Below are 25,918 nucleotides of genomic sequence, written 5' to 3'. Positions count from 1 at the left end.
TTTGCTTTGAATTTTGCAAAAAAAGCACCCTTAAAGGGTGCTTTTACAACTGGAGTGCTGATAAGTAAAGTCAGTCATTAGTGAAGCTGCTCGGAAATACGACTCAAAGCCTCGCCTGCTTCGTTGATGTGAATATTCATCGTTGCCAAATCACCGATGGCACAAATCCCTACCAATTCACCATTTTCCACAACGGGAATACGACGAACTTGGTGATTCGCCATCATTCGAGCACATTCATGTGCATGCGTATCCGGTGAGCAGGTAATCACACTTTGCGTCATACAATCATGGCAGTGAACCTGGTTAGGATCTTTACCTGCGGCAACGCAGTCCAGGACAATATCACGGTCCGTAATGAGGCCCACGATTTTTTTCCCTTCACAGACTGGAACCGACCCGCAGTTGATATCGCGCATGATTCTCGCAGCTTCTGTCACCGGATCATGAGGTGAGCAAGCCCTTACTTCCATTGTCATTACTTCGCGAACCATTGTCATTTGAATTACTACCTCCTCATGGAATGATCCCCCGTATTGTTTCCTTACGATCCTTTATTCATTCCAATTTCATAAAAGCAGGGGTCACCAAAAGATTCTAAGGCAATATCCGGGAAAAGAAAGAATTGGATACAAAAAGGCACAGCCTCCAACACTGGAGAACTGCGCCTTACTTCGCTCGCGATGCGATTTCTTTCAATTAATCCTTATCTCATGTTCTTTCTTACATGCAAAAAAGTCTCGTCCATAACTTTAATCTTGCAATGATAGGAAATCAGCTGAGTGAATGTGGTCAAATTGTGATCAAGTGACGAACACGGTAAAGGAAAGTGCTGGTATATAAAGCATTTGCCACTTCATTTTTGTAAAGTTACACTTCCATAATGATTGGTAGAATCATTGGTCTGCGGCGGGTCTGTTCATACAGGAAGCGTCCCAGCGCATCCTTGACTCCCGTTTTTAGGGAAGCCCATTCATTGACATTCTCGCTCATCAGCTTTTGCAAAGTACTCGATACGATGCGGTTTGCTTCATCCAGCAACCCTTCGGATTCGCGCACGTATACAAAACCTCTGGAGATAATATCCGGACCGGACATGATGGTTCCGTCCTGCTTGCTCAAGGTTACAACAACGACCAGAATGCCGTCTTGCGAAAGCAGCTTACGGTCACGGAGTACAATGTTGCCTACGTCGCCAACGCCCAGACCATCGATCAGTACGTTTCCGGCAGTGACTTTACCGGCTTTACGTGCTGCACCGTTTTGAATTTCAACCACTTCACCAATATCAGTGATAAAAATGTTGTCAGGATCTACGCCCACCGATTCAGCCAACAGCGCATGTTTGCGCTGCATACGGTATTCACCGTGAATCGGAAGGAAGAATTTCGGTTTCATCAGGTTCAGCATGAGCTTGAGCTCTTCCTGACTGCCGTGTCCCGAAACGTGAACGCCGGAGTTGGATCCGCTGTAAATAACTTCAGCACCCAAACGGAACAGTTCATCAATGGTGCGTCCTACATATTTTTCATTGCCTGGTACCGGAGTTGCGGCAATGATAACGGTATCACCAGGTAGAATATCAACCTTACGATGGGTGGAACGGGCCATGCGTGTCAAAGCTGACATCGGTTCGCCCTGACTTCCTGTACACAATACAACGACTCGGTCAGCAGCCATTTTGTTGACTTCTTCCGGTTCGATCAGCATGCCATCCGGTACATGTAGGTAACCCAGATCGGAAGCGATGGAAACCACATTCACCATGCTGCGGCCAATAACCGTAATTTTACGGCCTGTCGATTCAGCTGCGTTAACAACCTGCTGAATGCGATGAACATTCGATGCAAATGTCGCAATAACCACGCGCTGCGATGCTTTACGGAAAATATCCTCAAGCACTACTCCGACATTTTTCTCCGAAGGTGTGAATCCTGGCTTCTCAGCGTTTGTACTGTCCGACATGAGAGCAAGAACGCCTTCTTCACCGATTGCTGCCATACGCTGCAGATTTGCGTATTGCCCGTTAACCGGCGTATGGTCAAATTTGAAATCGCCTGTATGAACAACATTGCCTTCCGGTGTTGCAATACAGATACCCACGGAATCTGGAATACTGTGGTTCGTTCTGAAGAACGTCGCCTTCAGGGTTGAACCCAGCTCGATTTCGGAATCTTCTTTAATCAGGATCCGCTTGGTCTCTCCAAGCAAATTGGCTTCCTTCAGCTTGTTCTCTACAAGACCGAGGGTAAGCTTGGTTCCGTATACAGGAACATTCAGGTGTTTCAGAACGTAAGGCAATCCGCCAATATGATCTTCGTGTCCATGTGTCAACAAAATGCCTCTTACTTTGTCGCGGTTTTCCGTCAGATAGCTGATATCGGGAATGACGATATCGATACCAAGCATGTCCTCTTCTGGAAACTTCAAGCCGGAATCTACGACAACGATATCATTCGCGTATTGAACGACATACATATTTTTCCCGATTTCACCGACGCCGCCCAAAGCAAATATCGTCAATTTATCGTTATTATTTTTTTTAGACAAATGAATCTAAACCTCCTATGGTTTTGGACGTCGTACCATTTTATAGTATTTATATTTCAAAAATATACCGCACCCAGTCACTTGACCCCATTATACATGATTAAAAACGGAAAACACAAGTCACCCTTTAAGTAAGAGTTATCGTACCCCAAAAAAGTAGGCGCTATTTGTACAAAAACAGCGCCATTAAAGGCGCTGTTTAGGCAATTTATAAGTTATTCAAAATCACAAAGATGCGACCAGTTCTCGGATAAATGCGGCTTCCGATTCACTTGGATCAACCAGCGGCAGACGGACACCGCCCACCGAATGACCCATCAAATTAAGCGCATATTTGAGTGCAGAAGGATTAGGCACTGGAGCCGGGCATTCAAATAATCCCTTAAATACCGGGAACAGTTTCTGATGCAGCCGGGCCGCTTTGGCGACCTCGCCATTCAAATAAGCCTGAATCATTTCCTGCATGGAAGCACCGATCAGATGGCTCGCTACGCTTACGATTCCGTAGGCTCCAACAGCTAGTGCCGGCAACGTTACTGAATCATCACCCGAATATACTCTAAAGGATTCCGGAGCGCCTGCAGCAATTTGCGTAACCTGTTCGAGTGACGCGCATTCTTTCGTCGCCACAATATTAGGAATTTCGGCAAGACGCAGCGTCGTAGCGGCGCTAATGCTCGCTACAGTGCGTCCAGGCACGTTATAGAGCATAATCGGCAGACTCGTGCTGCGGGCGATTACTTCGAAATGACGGTACATCCCTTCCTGGCTGGGCTTATTATAATAAGGCACAACCAGCAAAGCTCCATCGACGCCCAGCTTTTCAGCTTCCTTGGTCAGATGGATCGAATGCTCGGTGCTGTTACTGCCTGTTCCCGCGATGATTTTGCAGCGTCCCTTGGCTTGCTCGAGCGCAAATGCAAACAGCTCAAGCTTCTCTTTCTCGTGGAGCGTAGGCGATTCGCCTGTGGTACCACAAATGACGATTGAATCCGATTTTTGCACCTCAATCAGGTGATTAATGATGTTAGACGTTTCCGACCAGTTGATTTTTCCCTGCTCGTCAAAAGGCGTGATCATGGCTGTTATTAATCTTCCGAAATCCACTTTTTTACCTCCTCAAACGATAGGACTCGCTCATCATTCAGCTTTTTTTGCTAATTAACGATGAAGTTCGAATTTGGTATGAAGCGCACGCAGAGCCTGCACCATATCTTCTTTCTGAACAAGCACCCATATCGTCGTATTTGAATCCGCAGATTGCAGGATTTGTATATTTTGTTCACTAAGTGATTCTACAATTCTGGCCATGATACCGGGTACTCCATTAATGCCCCCGCCAATGACTGATACTTTCGCGCAGCCGGAAAGAGCTTTCGGGCTGAATCCAAGATCACGAAGAACCGTAATGGCACGGTCCGAATCATAGTCAAACACGGTATAGACGGCCCCGCTTGGGGTTACATTAATAAAATCAACACTGATGGAATTTTCAGCCATCGCTTTGAAGACCTTCAGCTGAAGGTTATGCCCTCCGCCCTCACAGCCCACCGTAATCTGTGTCACATTGCTTACATAGGCAATACCAGTAACGTATCGGTCCATAATGTCCTGCTGAACGTCTTTAAAGCCCTCAGGCTGAGTAACCAGAGTACCTTCATCCTCGGAGAAAGTAGAACGTACCCGGACCGGAATCTGGGCCTGCATAGCGATTTCAACTGCCCTTGGATGAATAACCTTAGCCCCATTTTGCGCCATATTGCATATTTCGGCATAACTGACGTATGAAAGGGGTCTGGCATCTTCCACAATTCTTGGATCCGCGGTTAGAATACCGTTCACATCTGTATATATATCCACCATCTCGGCGTGAAGTGCAGCACCGAGTGCCGTAGCCGATGTATCACTGCCGCCTCTTCCAAGTGTCGTGAAGTCACCTGATACCGCCTGTCCTTGGAAGCCGGTGACGATGACGACTTGATGTGTTTCCAGTTCTCTAATCACCCGCTCCGGACGAACGTCTTTAATACGGGCATTGCCGAAATGATCGTCGGTGACAAAGCCCGCCTGGGCTCCTGTCAGCACAATCGATCTGATACCTTCATGTTCCAGAAGGGTGCACATCGTCGCCGCAGAAATAATTTCACCGCAGCACAGCAGTAAATCCTTCTCGCGTGCAGGCAGAGCATCACCGTTCTGGGCTGCCCATTCCAGTAGCGTATCTGTAGCATACGGCTCGCCTCTGCGCCCCATAGCGGACACAACGACAACGAGCTGATATCCGGCGGATAGCTCTCGTTTGATGTGTTTGATGACAAGTTCTCTTGCCTGTGGTGTTGAAAGTGACGTACCGCCGAATTTTTGAACTAAAATGCTCATTTCCATTCCTCCATACGACTAAGAACGGTCAGAACGTTTGTTTGGCTGCAGTAATCTCAGTAATTTGTACAGCATTTCATGCTGCACTCTTCATCAGATTATCGGATACAATCCATATGTTAAGGGACTTGTTCTGACCAAGATCGCGGCACAAACGCCCAAAAAAAGCGTCCGGCTCTCCTGCGGCATCGGTCGCAAGCGGATAGATTGGGGAAGCAGGGTCATCCACAAGTATAACCCAAGCGCTTCCGCCAAAAGCTTTCTTTCGTCTTCAGTTCATAGTCTTTCTTAAGTTCGAAATTTACAGACTCAAAGTGAACGTAAACAACAGGAATACGGACACAGGTTGATGTAACGTCGGGTGGAATCTTTTCCTGTAAAATGTTTTTGGTTTTCGGTATTGCAACAAATGCAATCTGGTGCTTCAAGGGCAGCGAGTCTCAGGTAATATCAGGGTTAGCCTCAGTACCTTCGAGAACCGTTTTGCTCTAGCGAAGCAATTCGTCGATGGCTCACTGCCTACACCGGTAACGGCCAGATTAGTGTAAATAATAATATAAACAGGCAATATCCATACCTTCAAAACCTTCAGGGACTATTTCTCTAGTATTAGTAAACAATTATGCTGAGAATATCCGCTGCAGAATCATTGGTTGAAGCTGCCGTCCTTCCAGTGCCGCATAGCAGGCTTCAGGGATTAAATCCATTTGAGCTACCAGAGAGTTCGGCTTCTGGTGAGGATTATCCTGGCCGAAAGGAACAAAATAAATATTTTTCGTTACAAGAAGCTTCGCGATATTGGCTGCATTCAGCCCGAGCCCGTCATTTGTGGAAATAGCCAGCACAAGCGGACGGAGGTTTCTCATTTGAGCCTTGGCGGCCATGAGAACCGGAGTATCGGTCATCGCGTTTGCCAGCTTGCTTGTCGTATTTCCGGTGCAAGGGGCAATCACAAGTACATCAAGTAGTTTAGACGGCCCAAGCGGTTCGGCTTCAACAATGGTTGAAATAATATCACTCCCCGTAATATCTCTCAACTGCTGCAGCCAGTTTTGTGCCGTTCCAAAACGCGTATCCGTCACCTGCACCGTATTGGATGCAATCGGCACCACTTTGGCGCCTTCATCCACAAACCGCTTCACCTGCGGCATGATTTCTTCGAGCGTGCAGTGAGATCCTGTGATTGCATAGCCTACCGTCTTACCCTGCCAATTCATTCTACATCCCCCCGAGTCTTAAACTCATCCGAAATCAACTGTATCAGCGTGCTCGCGATAATCAGACCAGCCGTTTTGGGAGCTACGATTCCGGGAAGACCAGGTGCAAGCAGCGCCTTGATCCCCCGCTTCTCTGCATACCGGAAATCGACTCCTCCGGGAGCGGAAGCAAGGTCAATAATGACGGTGCTTTGAGGCGTTTTAGACAGGATTTGTGCTGTGACTATCATAGTCGGAATCGTGTTAAAAATCAAGTCAATATTGCTCACATGATCCGCTAAATCCCTTATCAGAAAAGGCTTCCAGCCCATGACCTCTGCCCTGGCGACATCCTTTTCAGCACGTACCCCCACCTTGACTTTCGCTCCCAGACCTTGCAAACTTTTTGCCATCGTAAAGCCGGTTCTACCCAGACCGAGCACCATGCAATCCGATCCATGTATCGTAAAATCTGTATTCTGAATAGCCATAACCAGCGCGCCCTCAGCGGTTGGGATGGAATTGCTGATTGCCACCTCATCCCGGTCCAACATTTCGACCAGCTTGATTTCATGGTGCGCACACAGACTGCGGAGATAAGGTTTGGCCATGCCGGTATATACCTTGCAGCCCTTGCGCAGTGACGCCATATGTTCATCCTGGAGCTTAAGCATTTCATTCGAGAATTGCGTATGGATGACACCATTGTCATCACAGCCCACAACAGGAAGGACCAGGACATCCGCGGTGGCAAGCAGCTCAGCCGTCAGATGATCTCTGGTCACTCCCAGGAGCTTCTGCTTCAGATTGTCAAAGCCGACGACGCTGACGGTGGCATCCATCTCCGAACATTTGCGGATCACCTCGATCTGACGCGCATCCCCGCCTAGGAAGACAATTTGAACTCCTGTCAGCATAAGGATGTCACTCCTTTCAAAAAGCACTGTTATGGAGCATCTTATGCTGAAGCCTATCATTCGGTGAAAACGCCTGAACAAAGATGGCTTGAAAAAGACAAAATAACCCCACAAAGTGGGGACTTTACTTCGAAGCTGATTCAGGTACTTTGTGGGGGCCCCGGAAATTATAAATTCTAACAGATCAAAAAAGGCCTGCCGTTGGTTCCATTTCTGGAACCCGGCAGACCTTCTGTATTGATTATTTACCTGTATGACCGAATCCTCCGCTACCTCGAACGGTCTCCGAGAGTGTCTCTACTTGCTCGAATTGAACTGTAGGCACCTCTTGGAATACCATCTGGGCGATCCGCTCGTTGCGCGCAATTGCAAACGGCTCCTGTCCGAGGTTAATGAGCAGTACCTTAATCTCGCCGCGATAATCCGCATCAATCGTCCCAGGTGTGTTGAGGCATGTAATCCCATGCTTCAGTGCCAGTCCGCTGCGCGGACGAATTTGTGCTTCCAGGCCTTCTTTCATAGCGAGGGCAATACCCGTTGGGATCAGTTTACGCTCACCAGGGTGCAGTACAATAGGCTCTTCTACGGCAGCGTACAAGTCGTAGCCCGAAGCGGCAGAAGACATTTTTTCGGGGAGCTTCACATCATCATGCCCCGGAAGCTTATGAATTTGAACGTAGTGCAATGAAATCATCCCTTCTAAGTCCAGCTATTACTTTGTCTGATGCCCCTACCATAGCGAGTGCAAAAGGTTCGCTAAACATGCGGTCCAGCACGGCGTCGACATCCTTCATGCTGACTTTCTCTATCTTTTCAATCATTTCATCCAGTGAATGATGCTTGCCAAGCATCAGCTCGTTTTTGCCAAGACGGTTCATCCGGCTGCCGGTTCCTTCCAAACTGAGAATCAGGCTTCCTTTCAACTGCTCTTTACCCTTTTTAAGCTCATCTTCCGTAATCCCGTTCTGGGCAATGTCGGATAGAACCTCTTTGGTCAAGTCCAGAACATCCTTGGTTTGTTTCGGAGCTGTACCCGCATAAACGGTGAACAATCCGCTGTCTTCATTGGAGCTGTGATAAGAGTATACGGAATAAGCCAAACCTCTTTTTTCCCGGATTTCCTGGAACAGTCTGGAGCTCATTCCCCCACCGATGATGTTGTTGAGCAGGATCATGGCATATTGAAGCGGGTCATGAATCGAGCAGCCGGGCAGAGACAGGCAGATATGGTTCTGCTCCGTCTTCTTTTTGTGATATAAAAGGTTGCTATGGAACCCCGGAGCCTGTAAATCCTTAACCTCACTGTGGTTGTCAAATTGGCCAAAATGGCGTTCAAGCAATTCAACGACATCGTCGTTGATATTGCCGGCCACGCTGATGACCGTATTTTCAATGGTATAATGCTCCTTCATGTATGCCCGCAGTTCCGCCGGCCCCATCGGGTCAAGCTGCTGCTGCGTACCGAGAATCGGATATGCAAGCGGATGGTCGCCGTAAACGGCTCTAGCCATCAAATCATGCACCAGATCATCCGGCGTGTCTTCATACATGGAAATTTCCTCAAGAATGACATTTTTCTCTTTGGCAAGCTCTCCCTCATCCAGCGTGGAGCGGAAGAACATATCGGAGAGTACATCTACCGCAATCGGTAAATGCTCATCCAGTACCTTGGCATAATAGCATGTGTACTCCTTCGACGTAAATGCATTCACATTGCCGCCGATGGCGTCGAATTGCTCAGCTATGTCTTTGGCGTCAAACCGCTCCGTCCCTTTAAAGAGCATATGCTCAATAAAATGTGAGACGCCGTTATTCTCTTGTGTTTCGTGCCGCGAACCTGTTTTTACCCAGATACCAAAGGAAACCGACCGACATGTCGGTATTTTTTCCATCACTACTCTGAGGCCGTTGGTTAGCTTTATTTTTTTCACGTGAAAGGCCCTCCTAAAAAGATATCAATCCACTGGCATTTAACGCATTCCCTATCCTACCAAAAAACATGATTCCACTCAACCACTTGGCGGGATGATACGCTCAGGAGAAAGCGTCTGACCAACCGTTCCCGGTATCAGCCCTTTCTTCTTGATGACCTGGATCATTCCCTGCAGCGCCTTGGAAGAGGATGCCGTTGGATGCATCAGAATCAGGGTGCCAGCTTGAGCCCTGTTCGAGATTTTATTCACGACTGACTCCGGGGAAGGATTTTGCCAGTCCACCGTGTCCAACGTCCAGAGAACAGTCTTCAAGCCAAGACCATGGGCGATCCGGACTGTTTGCTGGTTAAAATCGCCCGAAGGCGGCGCAAACCAGGTGTTGTCCACCCCGAGGCTCTCCTTCAGTAGCTTCTGCGTTTTGCTGATTTCCATTGAAGCCCGGTACTCGCTAAGCTGGCTCATATTGGGATGGGTGTATGCATGGTTTTCCAGCTCATGGCCACGCTTTTGAATTTCTTTTGCCAACTCTGGATTCTTCTTCAGCCAGCTTCCATCAAAAAAGAAGGTAGCCTTTACCTTCTCCTGATCCAATATATCAAGCATCGGAACGATAAACTCGTTGCCCCAGGCCACATTGATCATCAGTGCAACCATGGGCTTCTTCGGATTCCCCCTGTAAATCGGCTCTGCACCCAAATCCTCCAGGTTGACTTTCGGGGGGATCTGTCTGTACACATATGTAATCGGAGATGAGGCCCCGGCCGCTTTCGCCTGCTTGTAGGTCTCCTCCGCGTCAATTTCCAGTCCGTTATACCCGGGAATCGCCTTCCACACACGGTCTAGCACCGCGTCTACAGGCTGTATCCGGGTCTGCTCCCTTTTCTCAAGGATCTGCTTATAAAGGGGATCCTGCTGAGGTTCAACCGCCTTGGGATCCCATGTGCTAACTGCCGCAGGTTGCTGTCTGGCTACCTGAATATACTCGCCGACCACTCCGGTTTTCCCAATTCCGACCACGGTCGCAAGACAGGCCAGCAATATCACACTCTTTCTTCCGTTCATAGCTCCGCTCATCTCCCTTACCCGCTTTGTCCCATCATATGAACAAGTCCAGCGGAATATGAATAGGAGGAGGAACAGAATAGCTAACCGGAAATTTGAAAAAAAAGAGCCAGAAGTGGTTACGTTCTGCCTCTTTTGCAAGACCAGGTTCGGCCTTTAAAACTACGTATTCAATTGAATGTTGAACAGCTTACGCTTTGGATTCAGCCGTTAGAACAGCCTTGCGGGACAGGTTGATCCGGCCCTGCTGGTCGATTTCAGTAACTTTCACGGTAATCGAATCACCGATGGCTACAACGTCCTCAACCTTAGCCACGCGTTCGGTGGACAATTGGGAAATGTGAACAAGACCTTCCTTGTTCGGCAAAATTTCCACGAATGTTCCGAACTTCTCGATCCGTTTCACGGTGCCGACGTAAATTTCGCCAACCTGTACCTCACGGACGATGCCTTCGATAATCGAACGTGCTTTTTGATTCATTTCTTCATTCGAAGAAGCAATGAATACGCGGCCATCCTGCTCAATATCAATTTTCACGCCGGTTTCTTCGATGATTTTGTTGATAATCTTACCGCCAGCACCAATGACATCACGGATTTTGTCCGGATTGATGTTCAAGACGATGATCTTAGGCGCATAAGGAGACAAGGATTCTCTTGGCTTCTGGATCGCATCCATCATTTTGCCCAGAATGAACATACGTCCTTCTTTGGCCTGCTTCAGCGCATCCTGCAAAATTTGGCGGTCGATACCGTCAATTTTGATATCCATTTGAATTGCGGTTACGCCTTCTGCGGTACCGGCTACTTTAAAGTCCATGTCGCCGAGATGGTCTTCCATGCCTTGAATATCCGTCAAAATGGACACATGCTCTCCATCCTTGATCAGACCCATAGCCACACCGGCTACCGGTGCCTTGATCGGTACACCCGCATCCATCATGGCCAGCGTACTTGCACAGATACTTGCCTGGGAAGTCGAACCATTGGATTCCAGAACTTCTGAAACCAGACGAATCGTATACGGGAATTCCGTTTCCGAAGGAATAACCTTCGACAGCGCTCTTTCGCCAAGCGCGCCATGGCCGATTTCGCGGCGTCCTGGTGCACGAAGCGGACGGGCTTCGCCTACGCTGAACGGAGGGAAATTATAGTGGTGCATAAAGCGCTTGGTTTCCTGCAGATCAATCCCATCAAGGATTTGCACGTCACCAAGAGCTCCGAGCGTACATACGCTAAGCGCCTGTGTTTGTCCACGTGTGAACAATCCTGTACCATGCGTCCGCGGAAGAATGCTGGTATCGCATTCGATTGGACGGATTTCATCCAGCTTACGGCCGTCAGGACGGACTTTGTCATGCGTGATCAAACGTCTGACTTCTTCTTTTACAATATCATGCAGCACTTCTTTGACATCACCCAAGAGCTCAGGCGTCTCTATGTATTGTTGTTCAAAGTAAGTTACCGTTTCATCGTTAATGGCATCGATGGCATCCTGGCGGGCATGCTTCTCGGCAATGCGGACAGCTTCAACCAAACGAGATTCCGCATAAGCACGAACCTGCTTGTTCACTTCAGCATCAACCGAATGGAGTCTAACTTCCATTTTAGGCTTGCCGGCTTTTCCTACCAATTCCTCAATGACAGCAACAATTTTCTTGATTTCCTCATGACCAAACATGATCGCTTCAAGCATGATTTCTTCCGGTACTTCATTCGCTTCGGCTTCAACCATCATAATCGCATCTTTAGTGCCTGAAACAACCACATACACATCGCTGATTTCCTGCTGTGCGATGTTCGGGTTGATGATGAATTGTCCGTCGATGCGGCCAACTACAACACCGCCAATTGGTCCATTAAACGGCACATCAGAAATACTGAGTGCTGCCGATGTTCCAATCATGGCTGCGATCTCTGGAGAGCAGTCCTGATCCACGCTCATGACAAGGTTAAGGACTTGTACATCATTACGGAATCCTTCCGGGAAAAGCGGGCGGATCGGACGGTCGGTTAGACGGCTTGCGAGAATCGCCTTTTCACTCGGACGACCTTCACGTTTGATAAAGCCTCCTGGAATTTTGCCTACCGCATACAATCTTTCCTCGTAGTTTACGGTCAGCGGGAAGAAATCCAAATCTTTTGGTTCACTTGAAGCAGTCACAGTACATAGAACAGCGGTTTCCCCATAACGGACCATCACAGCTGCATTGGCTTGCTTGGCGAGACGTCCCGTTTCAAGGATTAGGGGTCTTCCGCCCAACTGCATTTCTACACGACTTTCCATGGAAATCCCTCCTTTTCATCACACATTATTCCCAGCTATGGGTAAATTCATATAAGGCCTGCATAAAAAGCAACCCGGTTGCCATCGCTGTCACTCCTAAAAGGACAAACGGTGAACAACCAGGCTGCTTTAAGTAGACCATACGGATATTAACGACGCAATCCGAGTTTTTCAATCAGAGCGCTGTAACGTCTAACATCTTTGTTTTTCAAGTATGCCAACAGCTTACGGCGTTGACCAACCATTTTCAACAATCCACGACGGGAATGATGATCTTTCTTGTGCGTACGCAAGTGATCAGTCAGGTTCGTAATGTTCTCCGTAAGGATAGCAATTTGCACCTCTGGGGATCCTGTATCGGACTCATGAGTTTTGTGCTCTTCAATCAGTTGTTGTTTGCGTTCTTGAGTTAGTGCCATCCTATTCACCTCCTTAAAAATAGATAATCGCCGTTAGCCTCGTTACCGTCGGTGAGATCGTGTAACCAAGCTAAGGTTATTTGCCGCTGTTCCCAGCGACGTCTATCAGTATAGCATACTTCGCAGAGAAAAGTAAATGTTCGCCAAACGGATTATTCGGACGAGCCCAAAATCCGTCCGGCCGTGTCAGCATCCGTCTGAATTTGAGCGACCAGCTCCTGGATGGAAGGGAATTTCCGTTCCGGCCGGATATAAGAGATCAAATCTACGATCAGCTGCTCTCCATATATATCACGGTTGAAATCCAGTAGATGAACCTCAAAGCTCGGAGTAGTTACACTTTCTTGAAAAGTCGGCTTTACACCCACATTCATTACGCCCTGCAGCCATTTCCCCTCAACGAGAGATCGCACGGCATATACGCCTTTGGCAGGAACCACGAATTTCCCGTCGAGCCGCAGATTTGCGGTTGGGAATCCGATGGTTCTACCGCGTTTATCTCCATCGACCACCTCACCCCGAAGGCGGTAAGGATGACCAAGCAGCTTATTCACTTTTTCAAGCTCTCCGCTCTGGAGCGCTTTGCGGATCGTCGAACTGCTGACCTTCTCGCCGTCCTGCTCGAAAGGCGGGATAATCATCACTTTCATTTGGCCGTTTCCAAGCTCACGTAGCATTTCAGCATGCCCTTCACCCTTGTAACCAAAACGGAAATCGAAACCAACGATAGCCGTTTGTACGCCCAAAGCCAGCAGCATCCCTTCCACGAAAGCCTGCGGACTCAACTCGGAAAACGACTCGCTGAATTCCACCACATAGAGATTATCTACACCCATACCGGCAAGCAGGTCCTGCTTTTCCTGCAGCGGTGTCAGGTTTCCTTCGTAATTCCCTTTCTTCATGACATCCTTCGGATGAGGATGAAAGGTTATGACTGCGGATGGCATTCCCTGCTGTTTCGCGAGCCGCACAGCTGAGGCAATAACACTCACATGCCCTTGGTGCACACCATCGAATTGACCGATCGCAGCAATTTGCGGACCCGCATTCTCTTCGATTATGCTGGCGGACAGAGGATAGGATAAATGTACAGTCTTCACAGCGTTCTCACCTGCAATTCGATTTTGATATCCCGAAAGCTTACACTTCCGGCAAAAATACCTTCACGGGAGCGATTGCCCCTGTGTCTTCCTGCTTTTCAAAGATACCCAGAAACGTGCCTGCACTATTATAAAGCCGGATACAGCCCGGAGCCTTAACCTCAGGTTCTACTGCCCTGCTGGAAAGTCTCTGACCCTGTACAGCCGCAGCGGATTTATCATCCGAAACGATATGGGCGGGCAGATGCCGGATCGCATGGTCCACTTTGATCAAATGTTTCTGAAGCTCGCCAGCCTGCATCAATTGTTCAATCTGCTCAAGCGTCAGACATTCCGAGGACGTAATTCCCGCGGAGACCGTTCTTGTCAGCTTGACCATCGTTGCAGGAAGCCCAAGAGCACGTCCAATATCCACGCAAAGCGTCCGGATGTAGGTTCCTTTGGAGCAAAGTGCTCTGAACGATATGTCCAGAAACGGGCCGTTCCACTCAAAGCCCTTCATTTCAATCTCGTATATGGTCACTTCACGGCTCTTGCGTTCCACGGTCTTACCCTCACGCGCAAGCTCGTAAAGACGTTTTCCATCAACCTTTACTGCAGAGTACATCGGAGGAACCTGGGAGATGGTGCCCATGAAAGATTCAAGCACCTTCTGAGCCGCAGATGGAGTAACAGATACCTCATCTACCTGCTCGATAATACTGCCCGTTAAGTCCTCGGTATCTGTAGCCATGCCAAGCCGAAGCGTCGCCTCGTATTCTTTGGGAAGCTCCTGCATATATTCCACGATTCTTGTCGCTCTGCCCAGACAAAGAGGTAAAACGCCTGTCACTTCCGGATCCAATGTTCCGGTGTGGCCGATCCGTTTCATTTTCAAAATCCGGCGTGTTCTGGCTACGACATCATGAGAAGTCATACCTGCCGGCTTATCAACGGCCAAAACCCCTTCAAGACTCATAATTGTGATTTCACCCGCTCTACTACCTGCTGAATTATGGTTTCCAGAGATCCTTCTATACGGCAGCCTGCCGCGCGAACATGTCCGCCCCCGCCAAAGCTTTGTGCAAGAGCCGCCACATCGACTTTTCCTGCCGAACGAAGACTTACTTTCACCGCATTGTCATGAATGACTTTAAATAAAATGCCGACTTCCACGCCATGAATGTTGCGGGGATAGTTGGCGATCCCCTCCAAATCCTCATTTGCCGCTCCGGTTTCCGCCATATGCTCCGGCGTGACATAAACCCAGCACACCTTGCCGTCAGGCGTCATTTCGAGCGTGTTAAGCGCCTTGACGAGTACCTTCATTTGTGGATACGTCATGGCTTCGAGTAGGTTTTCAGACAATTCAGGTCCGTTGACACCATATCCGAGCAGCTCGGATGCAATCTGCATTACCTTGGGAGAAGTATTCGAATAGCGGAATCCTCCGGTATCTGTCAAAAGCCCCGTATAAATTGCCGATGCAATGTCAGTCGTCCATTTAAATTCGAAAGTGGAAATCAAATCATACAGAATTTCCGCAGTCGCAGCGGCATCCGGCTTGATCAGTGTTGCACTGCCGTATCCGTTGTTGGTTGGATGATGGTCGATGTTCAGAATCAGGGCATCCTCTTCAAAATACTGCGCTGTCTGTCCCACTCTTCCAAAATCGGCGCAATCCACACAAATCACATGCTTAAAGGTGCGGCTTGGCGGCTGCTGCTCCATATTCACAATTTGATCGGACATCAGCAAAAAGCGCATTCGTTCAGGAATAGGCCCTTCATTGATCAGCGTGAATTTTTTGCCCAGACATGAGAGAAGCCAGCCCACTGTAACGGTGGAACTGACTGCGTCTCCATCTGGCTGAATATGCGACACTACTAGAAAATCATCATGCTTCAGCAGAAACTCTTTGGCCTGCTCAAGCGACTGTTCATAGGTCTGCATTGCCTTCTCCTTTAAAACGTATTTAATGCGATTCGTTCTTGCCAATTTCGCCGAGAAGCTTCTCGATGTGGCTGCCATAGGCAATCGACTCATCGAATTTAAAGATCAGCTCCGGCGTATGGCGAAGACGGATTCGCTTGCCAAGCTCCGAGCGGAGGAAACCGCTGGCTTTGTCCAGAGCTTTCAGCGAGTTTGCTTTCTGTTCTTCATCTCCAAGCACGCTGAGATAAACTTTGGCTTGGGATAAATCGTTGGTCACATCCACACCGGTAACGGTAAGAAAACCGATGCGCGGATCCTTAAGTTCAGTCTGAATGAGCTGGCTCAGTTCTTTCTTGATCTGTTCGCCAACACGTCCAACACGAATTTTAGCCATATCTGTTCACCTCTTTACCTACTTGCGCTCAACGGCCTCCATGATGAATGCCTCGATAATGTCGCCTTCCTTAAGGTCATTATAGCTTTCAAGCGTAATGCCGCATTCATAGCCCTGGGCAACTTCCTTGGCATCATCCTTGAAGCGTTTGAGCGTATCGATTTTGCCCTCATGAACAACGATGCCTTCGCGAATCAGGCGAACTTCGGCGTTGCGTGCAATTTTGCCCTGAGTGACCATACAGCCGGCAATGGTGCCCACTTTGCTGATCTTAAACAGGTTGCGGACCTCAGCGTGGCCGATAACCACTTCTTTATATTCAGGATCCAGCATGCCCTTCATAGCTTGCTCGATTTCTTCAATAACATTATAAATAACACGATGCAGACGGATATCCACTTTTTCCTGCTCTGCGGTTGCACCGGCTTGCGGATCCGGACGGACGTTAAAGCCGATCACGATCGCATTGGATGCGGCAGCCAGAATAATATCGGATTCGGTAATTGCACCGGCACCGCTATGGATGATCTTCACGCGCACGCCTTCCACTTCGATTTTGGCCAAGGAGCCTTTCAAAGCTTCAACGGAACCTTGAACGTCACCTTTGATAATGACATTCAGGTCTTTGATCTCTCCATCTTTGATATGCTGGAACAAATCATCCAGCGTTACGCGCACATTGCTGCCCAAATCGGATTGACGCTGGGTAATGGAACGTTTTTCGGCGATGGAACGAGCTTTGCGCTCGTCTTCGAACACCATGAACGGATCGCCTGCTTGAGGCACCTCAGTCAAGCCTGTAATTTCCACTGGAGTGGATGGTCCTGCTTCTTTCAGACGACGTCCTTTGTCATTGACCATGGCACGTACACGCCCAAAACAGTTACCTGCAACAAAGGCATCCCCGACTTTAAGGGTACCATGCTGTACCAGAATCCGGGCTACAGGACCACGGCCTTTATCCAGCTCGGCTTCAATAACCGCACCGCGTGCGCGTTTATCCGGATTAGCTTTGTATTCGTTGACTTCGGCAACGAGCAGGATCATTTCCAGCAGGTCTTCGAGACCCATTCTTTGTTTCGCTGAAACGTTGACGAAAATGGTGTCCCCGCCCCACTCTTCCGGAACGAGACCGTATTCGGTCAGCTCTTGCTTCACTTTGTCCGGATTTGCCGACGGTTTGTCGATTTTGTTCACCGCTACGATGATCGGCAATTCTGCCGCTTTCGCATGGTTAATGGCTTCCACCGTCTGCGGCATCACACCGTCATCGGCTGCAACCACAATAATCGTGATATCTGTAATTTGTGCACCGCGCGCACGCATGGCCGTAAAGGCTTCGTGACCCGGTGTATCCAGGAACGTGATTTTCTTGTTGTTGATCTCAACCTGATATGCACCAATATGCTGCGTAATGCCGCCAGCTTCTCCGCCGGTAACGTTCGTTGAACGGATCGCATCGAGCAAAGTGGTTTTACCGTGGTCAACGTGACCCATAATGGTAACAACTGGAGGACGGGATTTCAGATCCGCCGGATCGTCATTTTCCTCAACCGTTTCGAAACGGTCATCCTCAACCACGATTTTCACTTCGACTTCAACACCGAATTCTCCGGCAAGAAGAAGGATGGTATCGATATCAAGCTCTTGGTTAATTGTAGCCATGACACCCATCAGAATCAGCTTTTTGATGACTTCAGAAGCATCCTTGTGAAGCAGCTTGGCTGTTTCGCCTACGGTCATATTGCCGCGGACAATGATTTTCTTCGGCGTGTTGTCGATTTTTTCGCGAGGAGGCTGATTTTGCTGCTGTCTGCCTCTGTTGTTTTTGCCGCCGCGGTTGTTATTACGATTGAAAGAACCGGATTTGCCGTTACCGTCTTCAAACCGTTTGGAGTTTCCACCCTTGCCGCGGTTCTGATTCTGATTCTGATTCTGATTCTGGTTTTGGTTACGGCCGCCGCGGTTGTCGTTTTGTCTAGAGATGTTATTGCTTGAACCGGCTTCTTGAGAAGGACGGGATCCAGACTGCTGCGGACGACCTCCGGATTGCTGTGGACGACCTCCGGATTGCTGTGGGCGTCCCTGGTTATTGTTCGAACGCTGGCCGCCGGACTGTTGTCCGCCCGGACCGCGGTTTGCCCCGCCTTGGTTTGAACCTTGCGGACGTCCGCCTTGAGATGATCCTTGGGTGCGGTTGCCCGTATTGGAACCAGTACCTTGGGTGCGGTTGCCCGTATTGGAACCAGTACCCTGGCTGCGTCCGCCTGTTCCGTTATGCTGCCCTTGCGGTCTGCCACTTGATTGTCCACCTTGGCCTGTGCTGTGACTTCTACGGGAATCCTGCCCGCCCTGGGTTCTTTGGGAACCATTTGTTGTGGTTTGATTAGATTTATTATTCATACCTACCTGCTTTTCCTGTTGTTTTTGGGATTGGCTTTGGCCTTCTGGCCGGCTGCCTTGATTGCTCTCTGCCCGATTGTCATTTTTTATAGAAGATGTATTCGCTGACGTTTGAATTTCCCCGCTTTCTCTTTTCGCAGCGGCATTCGATTTGATATCTCGAAAAAATTGTTCCACTTTGGAAACCGAATCATTCTCCATAACGCTCATATGATTGTTCACGGGAATGTTCAGTCTTTTTAAAATGGTAATAATTTCTTTGCTGCTCATATTTAGTGATTTGGCATATTCGTACACACGCAGTTTATCTTTACTGTCTTGTTTACTCAATATACTCCACCTCCGACATTATCTCCAAGCTTTTGGAGATCATTTCTGCGAACCCTTGATCCGTAATTGCGAGCACAACTCTTTCGGGTTTTCCTATGCTTGTGCCCAAACTTTCGCGGTCAAATCCGATCACCAGAGGGATGTTGTATGTTCCACATTTGTCGCGGAACTTTTTCTGTGTATTTGCTGATGCGTCACCCGCAAGTATAACAAGCTTTGCTTCTGAAGACCGTATCGCTTTCAGCACGATTTCGTCACCGGTCTGAACCTTTCCCGCACGCATGGCAAGACCTAGGCGGGAGAAGAATTTATTCATCAACCGAACTTTCCTTGACCGCCAGGAATTCATCCTCCACCGAAATGAAATCTTCGGCGAGTTGTGCGTAAATCTCCGGTTTCACATGATGCTTCAGGGCACGATCCAGTGACTTGTTTTTTTGTGCCAGCTTAAAGCATGAAACTTTACCGCACAGGTAAGCTCCGCGTCCCGACTTCTTGCCAGTCAGGTCAATCAGCACTTCGTCTTCCGGCGTCTTCACAATGCGGATCAGTTCTTTCTTCGGCATCATTTCCTGGCACGCCACGCATTTGCGCAGCGGTACCTTTCTTTGCTTCATCATGGCGTGACCCCCGTCCTTGTAATATTAATCGACAGAGACGGAATCCTGATGCATTTCAGTCGAGGAAGTTTTCGGTCTGCCGAATTCCTGTTCCGCCTGACTCTCGCTCTTAATATCGATTTTCCAGCCGGTCAGCTTGGCCGCAAGGCGTGCATTCTGGCCTTTGATACCAATAGCTAGAGACAGCTGGTAATCAGGCACGATCACGCGTGCCATTTTTTCTTCTTCGAACACGATCACTTCCAGAACCTTGGATGGGCTCAGAGCATTCGCCACATATTCCTCAACCTGTTCCGAGAAACGAACAATATCAATTTTTTCTCCGCGCAGCTCATTGACAATGGTCTGCACACGGAGGCCTTTAGGTCCAACACAAGAACCTACAGGATCCACTTCCGGATTGCGGGAATATACCGCAATTTTGGAACGGAAGCCCGCTTCACGAGCCACCGAGCGGATTTCAACCACGCCGTCAAAAATCTCAGGCACTTCGAGCTCGAACAAACGCTTCAAGAGACCCGGATGCGTACGGGAAAGCATGATCTGCGGACCCTTCGTCGTGTTTTCCACTTTGGTGATGTAGGCTTTGATCCGATCACCATGCTTAAACTTCTCATTTGGCATCAGCTCGCCAAGCGGCAGAACCGCTTCAACTTTACCGAGATCCACATAGAAGTTACGCAAGTCCTGACGCTGTACAGTACCCGTTACGATATCTTCCTCTTTATCCACGAACTTGTTATAGATCAGACCGCGTTCCGCTTCACGGATCCGCTGTGTAACAACCTGCTTTGCCGTTTGTGCAGCAATACGGCCGAAATCTCGAGGTGTCACCTCAATCTCAGCGATATCCTCAAGTTGAAAATGAGGGTTGATCTCCCTAGATGCAGGCAATGAGATTTCAGTGCGCGGATCGAGCACCTCTTCCACAACCAGCTTACGGGCATATACCTTAATAACCCCCGTATTCCGGTTCATGTCGACACGTACATTCTGTGCCGTATTAAAATTGCGCTTGTAGCTGGAAATCAGCGCTGCCTCAATAGCCTCAAACAGAATATCCTTGCTGATTCCCTTCTCTCTTTCCAGTTCATTCATTGCTTCAATAAAATCCATACTCATTGGAAATCAGTCCCCCTTTCATCACATGCACCCAAGCGTAAACGGCTTCGCTGTCTTTACAAGTGAAGCTTACGTTTCGCGACAGAAATCCAGGAATTTGCAATTGGTGCAAGTCTTATCAATTCCTGGATTTTAAGAAAAACGTCTATCGACGTACTCTCTCAGAAGACAGACCGCGTCTAGATGTAGTTTTTCTTGCGATTATAGAATTGTTCAGCTTCGCTGAAAACTTATAAATTCTATAATCTTAAAAAATAATGGCCAGTCTGGCACTGGCAACTTTAGCATACGGAATGGTGTATTGCTTCTTGCCCGCAGAGATCACAAGCTCTTCATTCTCAAACGAAAGAAGCCGGCCTTCGAATTCCTTCAGGCCGTCAACCGCCTCGTACACTGTCACAAACACATCTTTGCCGACAGCTTTGGCCACGTCTTCGTTTTTCTTCAGCGGACGCTCGGCGCCAGGGGAGGATACCTCCAGAAAATAAGCGGTAGGAATAGGATCATTCTCATCCAGCTTCTGGCTTAGGTATTCGCTGACCATGCCGCAGTCATCGATGTCAATGCCGCCTTCCTTGTCAACATATACGCGCAGAAAGTAATTGCTGCCTTCTTTAACGTATTCCACGTCAACAAGTTCAAAGTTATGCTCATCCAGAAAAGGCTGGACCATTTCTTCTACAATTCCCTTGATCTTCGGTGTGCTCAAAGATTATTACCTCCAAGACTTTCAATATCCTATATACCAAAGAGTAAAGAGTGGGTCGCCCCACTCTTTAAACAACGGTTTTATCTCCATGATTGCCAAAAAAATTATAACATAGTCTGCCAACACTGACAAGTATCTCTCCTTGACTGCTTCCAGACACGGCAAGGGATGCGCGTCCTTTTTCGCCTTGTCAAGTGCTGATGGAAACCGTCTTATTTCCCCGGAAATTCTAGAATAATGAGAGCTGATTGCTTTCCGGAAGACCACGGAAGCAGCCCATTTGCGTAAGCAGCTCAATAATGGACTTACTTGCCTTGGACTTCTGCTGGAAGTCCTCGATCGAGAGGAATTCCCCATGTTCACGCGCTGCCGCTATATTGCGGGCCGCATTTTCACCAATTCCTTGCATGGCCGAGAACGGCGGGATCAATGAATCGCCATCCACGATAAATCGGGTAGCTTCCGAACGGTACAGATCCAAATTCTTGAAGTTGAAGCCCCGTGACGTCATCTCCAGCGCCATTTCCAGCACCGGCAGCATGCTTTTCTCCTTGGTTGTTGCCTGGAATCCTTTTTGCTCAACCTCGTCGATCTGACGGTTGATCGCTTCATACCCTTGGCAGCAGAGCTCAATGTCGAAGTCCTCTGCACGGACCGAGAAGTAGGTAGCGTAATAATGAATCGGATAATAAAGCTTGAAGAATGCCGTACGCACCGCAGAGATAACATATGCAGCCGCGTGGGCTTTCGGGAACATGTACTGGATCTTCAGGCATGAATCGATGTACCACTGCGGCACTTTGCATCTTTTCATTTCATCGATCCATTCCTGGGACAGACCTTTACCCTTACGGACACTCTCTGTAATTTTAAAGGCCAGACTGGCATCCATGCCTGCTTTATAAATCAGGAAGAGCATGATGTCATCCCGGCAGCCGATCACGGTTTTGATGTTGCAGGTTCCATTCTTGATCAGTTCCTGGGCATTACCGAGCCATACACCCGTTCCGTGGGACAGTCCTGAGATTTGCAGCAAATCGGCAAAGGATGAAGGCTTCGATTCAATCAGCATCTGGCGTACAAATTTCGTACCCATTTCCGGAACTCCGTAAGTCGCGACCGGTGTCCGGATTTGCGAAGGTTCGACGCCAAGCGCTTCTGTGGAGTTGAACATACTCATGACCTTCGGATCATTCATCGGAATGGTTGTCGGATCCACGCCCGTTAAATCCTGCAGCATCCGCATCATCGTCGGATCGTCGTGACCCAGAATATCAAGCTTGAGCAGATTCGCATCGAAGGCGTGATAATCAAAGTGAGTGGTTTTCCATTCTGCATTGGTATCGTCTGCCGGATATTGAACGGGAGTAATATCTTCCACTTCCATATAGTCCGGAACGACAACGATACCGCCGGGATGCTGGCCGGTGCTGCGTTTCACGCCGGTACATCCTGCCGCCAGGCGGCTCAGCTCGGCTCCGCGCCAACTTTGATGATGGTCTTCTTCATACTTTTTCGTATAACCAAAGGCCGTTTTCTCTGCCACCGTACCGATCGTCCCAGCACGGAACACGCATTTCTCGCCGAAAATCTCCTTGGTGTAGTTATGCGCATGCGGCTGGTATTCACCCGAAAAGTTAAGATCGATATCGGGGACCTTGTCCCCTTTAAAGCCGAGGAAGGTCTCAAAAGGTATATCTTGGCCTTCGCCCTTCAAATTACTTCCGCATTTTGGACAGGTTTTGTCCGGAAGGTCGAATCCGCTCGGCACGCTGCCGTCAAGGAACCACTCACTGTATTTGCATTCCTCATTCTTGCATATATAGTGCGCCGGAAGCGGGTTAACCTCCGAGATGCCAAGGAACGTCGCGACGACAGAAGAACCGACGGAACCCCGAGAGCCTACCAGATAGCCGTCTCGGTTCGACTTCTTAACCAAGCGTTCCGAGATCAGATAGTTGGCCGAGAAGCCGTATTTAATAATCGGCTCAAGTTCTTTCTCCAGGCGTGCAACAACCACCTCAGGAAGTTCTTCGCCGTATATAGATCTGGCCGTATCATAGCAGGTATTACGAATTTCATCATCCGCGCCCTCAATGATCGGAGTAAAGAGCTTGTCAGGGAACAATTCCAGCTCCTCAAAGCGGTCAGCCAGATCATTGGTGTTTTTGATAACAACCTCCATGGCCTTCTCCTTACCCAGGAACTCAAATTCCTCCAGCATCTCATCCGTGGTACGCAAATGCGCATCCGGCTTGCGGATATCCTTCAGTGGGCTGAACCCGGTAATGCCATGGATCGTAATATCACGGAATAGCTTGTCCCGTGGATCCAGATAATGCACGTTGCCGGTGGCAATGACCGGCTTATTCAGCTTTTCACCAATATCGCAAACAGTCTTCATTGCCGTCTTCAGTTCAGTCGGACTTCCTACCAGTCCTTTGTCCACCAAATGCATATACATGGTCAGCGGCTGAATCTCCAATATGTCGTAGAACTCGGCAACCTCCATAGCCTCTTCCACCGTTTTGTTCAATACGGTTTCGAAGAACTCGCCCTTCTCGCAGCCTGAAATAACCAGAAGACCTTCGCGCATCTCAACCAGCTTGGATTTCGGAATGCAGGGCACGCGCTTAAAGTATTCCGTATGCGACATGGAGATGAGCTTAAAGAGATTTTTCTTGCCCGTCATATTGAGCGCATAGATACCGCAGTGGAACGGGCGGGTGTTGGAAAGATCCGTGCCGACGTAGTCATTTAACCGGTCGAGCATTGTGAGCCCCTTGAGCTTCTCGGCATCAGCCAAAAGTCCGTTCAGAATACCTGCGAGCGCAAGGGTATCGTCAATTGCCCGGTGATGGCTCTCGAGCAGTACTTTATATTTATCCGCAAGGGTATTCAGCCGGTGATTTTTCATTCCCGGATGAAGCAAGCGGGCGAGTTCAAGGGTATCAAGCGCCGGATTCTCCAGTAGCGGCATGCCGTATTCCTTCAATGATGCCTGTATGAAGCCTACGTCAAACCGCGCATTATGGGCTACGAGTATGCCGTCGCCGATAAATTTAACAAACTCCTGCAGGACCGGTTCAAGATCCGGAGCATCCTTGACCATTTCATCTGTAATATTCGTCAACTGCTGGATATGATATGGAATCTTCTCATGTGGATTGACGAATGTGGCATACCGGTCAATTTCCTGGCCTTCACGCATTTTGACCGCAGCAAGCTCGGTAATTTTGTTATTCGTAATCGACAGACCCGTGGTCTCAATGTCAAATACAATGTAGGTAGCCGATTTTAGCTCAATAGGCTGCGGCTGCAGCACAACGGGTACCGAGTCGTTCACCACATTGGCTTCCACGCCGTAGATCATTTTGATGCCGTTCTTTTTCGCCGCCTTGGCCGCGTCAGGATAACACTGCACGCCGCCATGATCGGTGATCGCGATCGCTTTGTGTCCCCATTTGGCTGCCGTCTTAATATACTGGTCGACAGGTGTCACCGCATCCATCGTACTCATGGTGGAATGCAAATGGAACTCCACGCGTTTTTCAGGCGCATTGTCCTTTCGCACAGGCGGAGCCTGTACTTCCACCAGATCCGAAGGAATCATCACGAGTTCGGGAATCTGCATAAAGCGGTCATACTCGACTCGTCCGCGGGCTTTCACCCACTTGCCGTTCGCCAGCAGGCTAATGATCTTCAAATCTTCCTTCGTTTTCGCAAACATTTTCATTTGTAGAGAATCACTGAAATCGGTCAGATTAAACATGAACAACGTGCTGCCATTCCGCAGCTCTTTGCTATCCAGTCCAAATATCGTTCCCTGGATCGTAATCTTCTTCTCTTCATCCTGAATTTGCTGAATCGGCACGGGCTGTTCCTTGATGTCATAACCAACTTGAAGCCGTACCTCTTCACCGTCATCCTCTGCACTGCGAGCTTCAGCTTCCATGCTGGTGATCATCTTCTGAATTACTTCGCGCTCTTCCTGCAGCTTTTTCTGTTCAAATTCCTCATACGCATCCCGGCTAACTTCACCGGCTTGAACTTTGACACGCAGTGGAAGGGCAAAATACTGGTTGAAAAAACGGATAATGGCCTGATCAATCTGCTTCTTGCGTGCAAGCTCAAGAGATGTATTATCGGTCATGTTTACCATGAGGGTATCCCCATCAAGCGTATGCGATGCCCGGGCCATCCATCCGTTTACCGAAGGAATTTCCCTGTGAATCCATTCCAAAAACAAGTTCCAGTACGTATGAATAATTTCCTCAGGATCCACGGAAGGGGCATATTTGAAGATAAATGAAACCTTGGCGATGTGCTGCAGCTTATCCCGAAGCTTCAGGCAAAAGTTCCGATACACCTCGGCAGGCACCAGCGTCTCCTTCATAATGGAGATAATCCACTCCTGATTGCTTCGGCTCGTTTCGACCTGCTCAATATAACCATCCAAAAAATAAGGATCAATCAGTGCGGGGGGGATTTCACCCTGCTTCATCAGAAGTTCAAACCGTTTTCTCTTCTCGTCGGACTTGTCCATGCTCTCTTCCCCCTTGCTCCCTAATGCGTATGAAAC

At 48.7% G+C, this 25,918-nt stretch carries 22 protein-coding genes; all 22 read right to left on the bottom strand.

Annotated elements, in window-relative coordinates; all coding sequences use genetic code 11:
• Positions 1-77: 77 nt before the first annotated feature.
• Positions 78-500 carry a CBS domain-containing protein gene (locus MUG84_RS02760; RefSeq protein WP_244719421.1) on the bottom strand — a complete coding sequence of 141 codons (423 nt, stop codon included), beginning with the start codon at positions 498-500 and terminating at the stop codon, positions 78-80.
• A gap of 370 nt (positions 501-870) precedes the next feature.
• Positions 871-2,550, bottom strand: coding sequence for a ribonuclease J (locus tag MUG84_RS02755; protein ID WP_244719418.1), 1,680 nt, complete (start codon positions 2,548-2,550; stop codon positions 871-873).
• Positions 2,551-2,775: 225 nt separating this feature from the next.
• Positions 2,776-3,657, bottom strand: coding sequence for a 4-hydroxy-tetrahydrodipicolinate synthase (gene dapA / locus MUG84_RS02750; protein WP_244719415.1), 882 nt, complete (start codon positions 3,655-3,657; stop codon positions 2,776-2,778).
• Between the two features lie 54 nt (positions 3,658-3,711).
• A complete protein-coding gene (dapG, locus tag MUG84_RS02745; RefSeq protein WP_244719412.1) occupies positions 3,712-4,929 on the bottom strand; it encodes an aspartate kinase in 1,218 nt (405 codons plus the stop codon).
• A 76-nt stretch (positions 4,930-5,005) separates the two neighbouring features.
• A complete protein-coding gene (locus MUG84_RS27585; RefSeq protein ID WP_425313118.1) occupies positions 5,006-5,158 on the bottom strand; it encodes a hypothetical protein in 153 nt (50 codons plus the stop codon).
• Positions 5,159-5,549: 391 nt separating this feature from the next.
• On the bottom strand, positions 5,550-6,146 hold the full coding sequence (locus tag MUG84_RS02740; RefSeq protein ID WP_244719409.1) for a dipicolinate synthase subunit B: 597 nt from the start codon (positions 6,144-6,146) through the stop codon (positions 5,550-5,552).
• Positions 6,143-7,042, bottom strand: coding sequence for a dipicolinate synthase subunit DpsA (gene dpsA, locus MUG84_RS02735; protein WP_244719406.1), 900 nt, complete (start codon positions 7,040-7,042; stop codon positions 6,143-6,145). Before dpsA ends, MUG84_RS02740 begins: the two co-directional genes overlap by 4 nt.
• Before the next feature lie 241 nt (positions 7,043-7,283).
• The gene (gene dut, locus MUG84_RS02730; protein WP_244719403.1) at positions 7,284-7,736 is read right to left on the bottom strand and encodes a dUTP diphosphatase; all 453 of its coding nucleotides are present in this window, start codon (positions 7,734-7,736) and stop codon (positions 7,284-7,286) included.
• A complete protein-coding gene (locus MUG84_RS02725; RefSeq protein WP_280521169.1) occupies positions 7,705-8,934 on the bottom strand; it encodes a M16 family metallopeptidase in 1,230 nt (409 codons plus the stop codon). Before MUG84_RS02725 ends, dut begins: the two co-directional genes overlap by 32 nt.
• Positions 8,935-9,051: 117 nt before the next feature.
• Positions 9,052-10,038: a polysaccharide deacetylase family protein gene (locus MUG84_RS02720; protein ID WP_244719397.1), complete on the bottom strand. Its 987-nt coding sequence runs from the start codon at positions 10,036-10,038 to the stop codon at positions 9,052-9,054.
• Positions 10,039-10,228: 190 nt separating this feature from the next.
• The gene (gene pnp, locus MUG84_RS02715; RefSeq protein ID WP_244719393.1) at positions 10,229-12,325 is read right to left on the bottom strand and encodes a polyribonucleotide nucleotidyltransferase; all 2,097 of its coding nucleotides are present in this window, start codon (positions 12,323-12,325) and stop codon (positions 10,229-10,231) included.
• A 149-nt stretch (positions 12,326-12,474) separates the two neighbouring features.
• The gene (gene rpsO / locus MUG84_RS02710; protein ID WP_244719389.1) at positions 12,475-12,744 is read right to left on the bottom strand and encodes a 30S ribosomal protein S15; all 270 of its coding nucleotides are present in this window, start codon (positions 12,742-12,744) and stop codon (positions 12,475-12,477) included.
• 152 nt (positions 12,745-12,896) lie between these two features.
• Positions 12,897-13,844 (bottom strand): bifunctional riboflavin kinase/FAD synthetase, encoded by a 948-nt coding sequence (locus tag MUG84_RS02705; protein WP_244719386.1) that lies wholly within the window; start codon positions 13,842-13,844, stop codon positions 12,897-12,899.
• A gap of 40 nt (positions 13,845-13,884) precedes the next feature.
• Entirely contained in the window at positions 13,885-14,802 is a 918-nt protein-coding gene (gene truB / locus MUG84_RS02700) for a tRNA pseudouridine(55) synthase TruB (protein WP_280521122.1), read from the bottom strand.
• Entirely contained in the window at positions 14,799-15,776 is a 978-nt protein-coding gene (locus tag MUG84_RS02695) for a DHH family phosphoesterase (RefSeq protein ID WP_244719383.1), read from the bottom strand. Before MUG84_RS02695 ends, truB begins: the two co-directional genes overlap by 4 nt.
• A 22-nt stretch (positions 15,777-15,798) precedes the next feature.
• Positions 15,799-16,152, bottom strand: a complete 354-nt coding sequence (gene rbfA / locus MUG84_RS02690) for a 30S ribosome-binding factor RbfA (protein ID WP_244719379.1) — start codon at positions 16,150-16,152, stop codon at positions 15,799-15,801.
• A gap of 18 nt (positions 16,153-16,170) precedes the next feature.
• Positions 16,171-18,885, bottom strand: coding sequence for a translation initiation factor IF-2 (gene infB / locus MUG84_RS02685; protein ID WP_244719376.1), 2,715 nt, complete (start codon positions 18,883-18,885; stop codon positions 16,171-16,173).
• Complete coding sequence (locus MUG84_RS02680) at positions 18,878-19,201, bottom strand: YlxQ family RNA-binding protein (protein ID WP_244719373.1); 324 nt, start codon at positions 19,199-19,201, stop codon at positions 18,878-18,880. The genes infB and MUG84_RS02680 overlap by 8 nt, the downstream gene beginning before the upstream one ends.
• Positions 19,194-19,502, bottom strand: a complete 309-nt coding sequence (gene rnpM, locus MUG84_RS02675) for an RNase P modulator RnpM (RefSeq protein ID WP_280521167.1) — start codon at positions 19,500-19,502, stop codon at positions 19,194-19,196. The genes MUG84_RS02680 and rnpM overlap by 8 nt, the downstream gene beginning before the upstream one ends.
• A 27-nt stretch (positions 19,503-19,529) precedes the next feature.
• Positions 19,530-20,627 carry a transcription termination factor NusA gene (nusA, locus tag MUG84_RS02670; RefSeq protein WP_244719367.1) on the bottom strand — a complete coding sequence of 366 codons (1,098 nt, stop codon included), beginning with the start codon at positions 20,625-20,627 and terminating at the stop codon, positions 19,530-19,532.
• Between the two features lie 247 nt (positions 20,628-20,874).
• Positions 20,875-21,336, bottom strand: a complete 462-nt coding sequence (gene rimP, locus MUG84_RS02665; protein ID WP_244719364.1) for a ribosome maturation factor RimP — start codon at positions 21,334-21,336, stop codon at positions 20,875-20,877.
• Between the two features lie 229 nt (positions 21,337-21,565).
• Positions 21,566-25,882 carry a PolC-type DNA polymerase III gene (locus MUG84_RS02660; RefSeq protein ID WP_244719361.1) on the bottom strand — a complete coding sequence of 1,439 codons (4,317 nt, stop codon included), beginning with the start codon at positions 25,880-25,882 and terminating at the stop codon, positions 21,566-21,568.
• Between the last annotated feature and the right edge of the window lie 36 nt (positions 25,883-25,918).

It is taken from the genome of Paenibacillus mangrovi, assembly GCF_022898935.1.
Lineage (GTDB): Bacteria > Bacillota > Bacilli > Paenibacillales > Paenibacillaceae > Paenibacillus_AQ > Paenibacillus_AQ mangrovi.
Note: the sequence above shows the minus strand (reverse complement) of the source record. Positions and strands in the feature narration are given on the sequence as shown.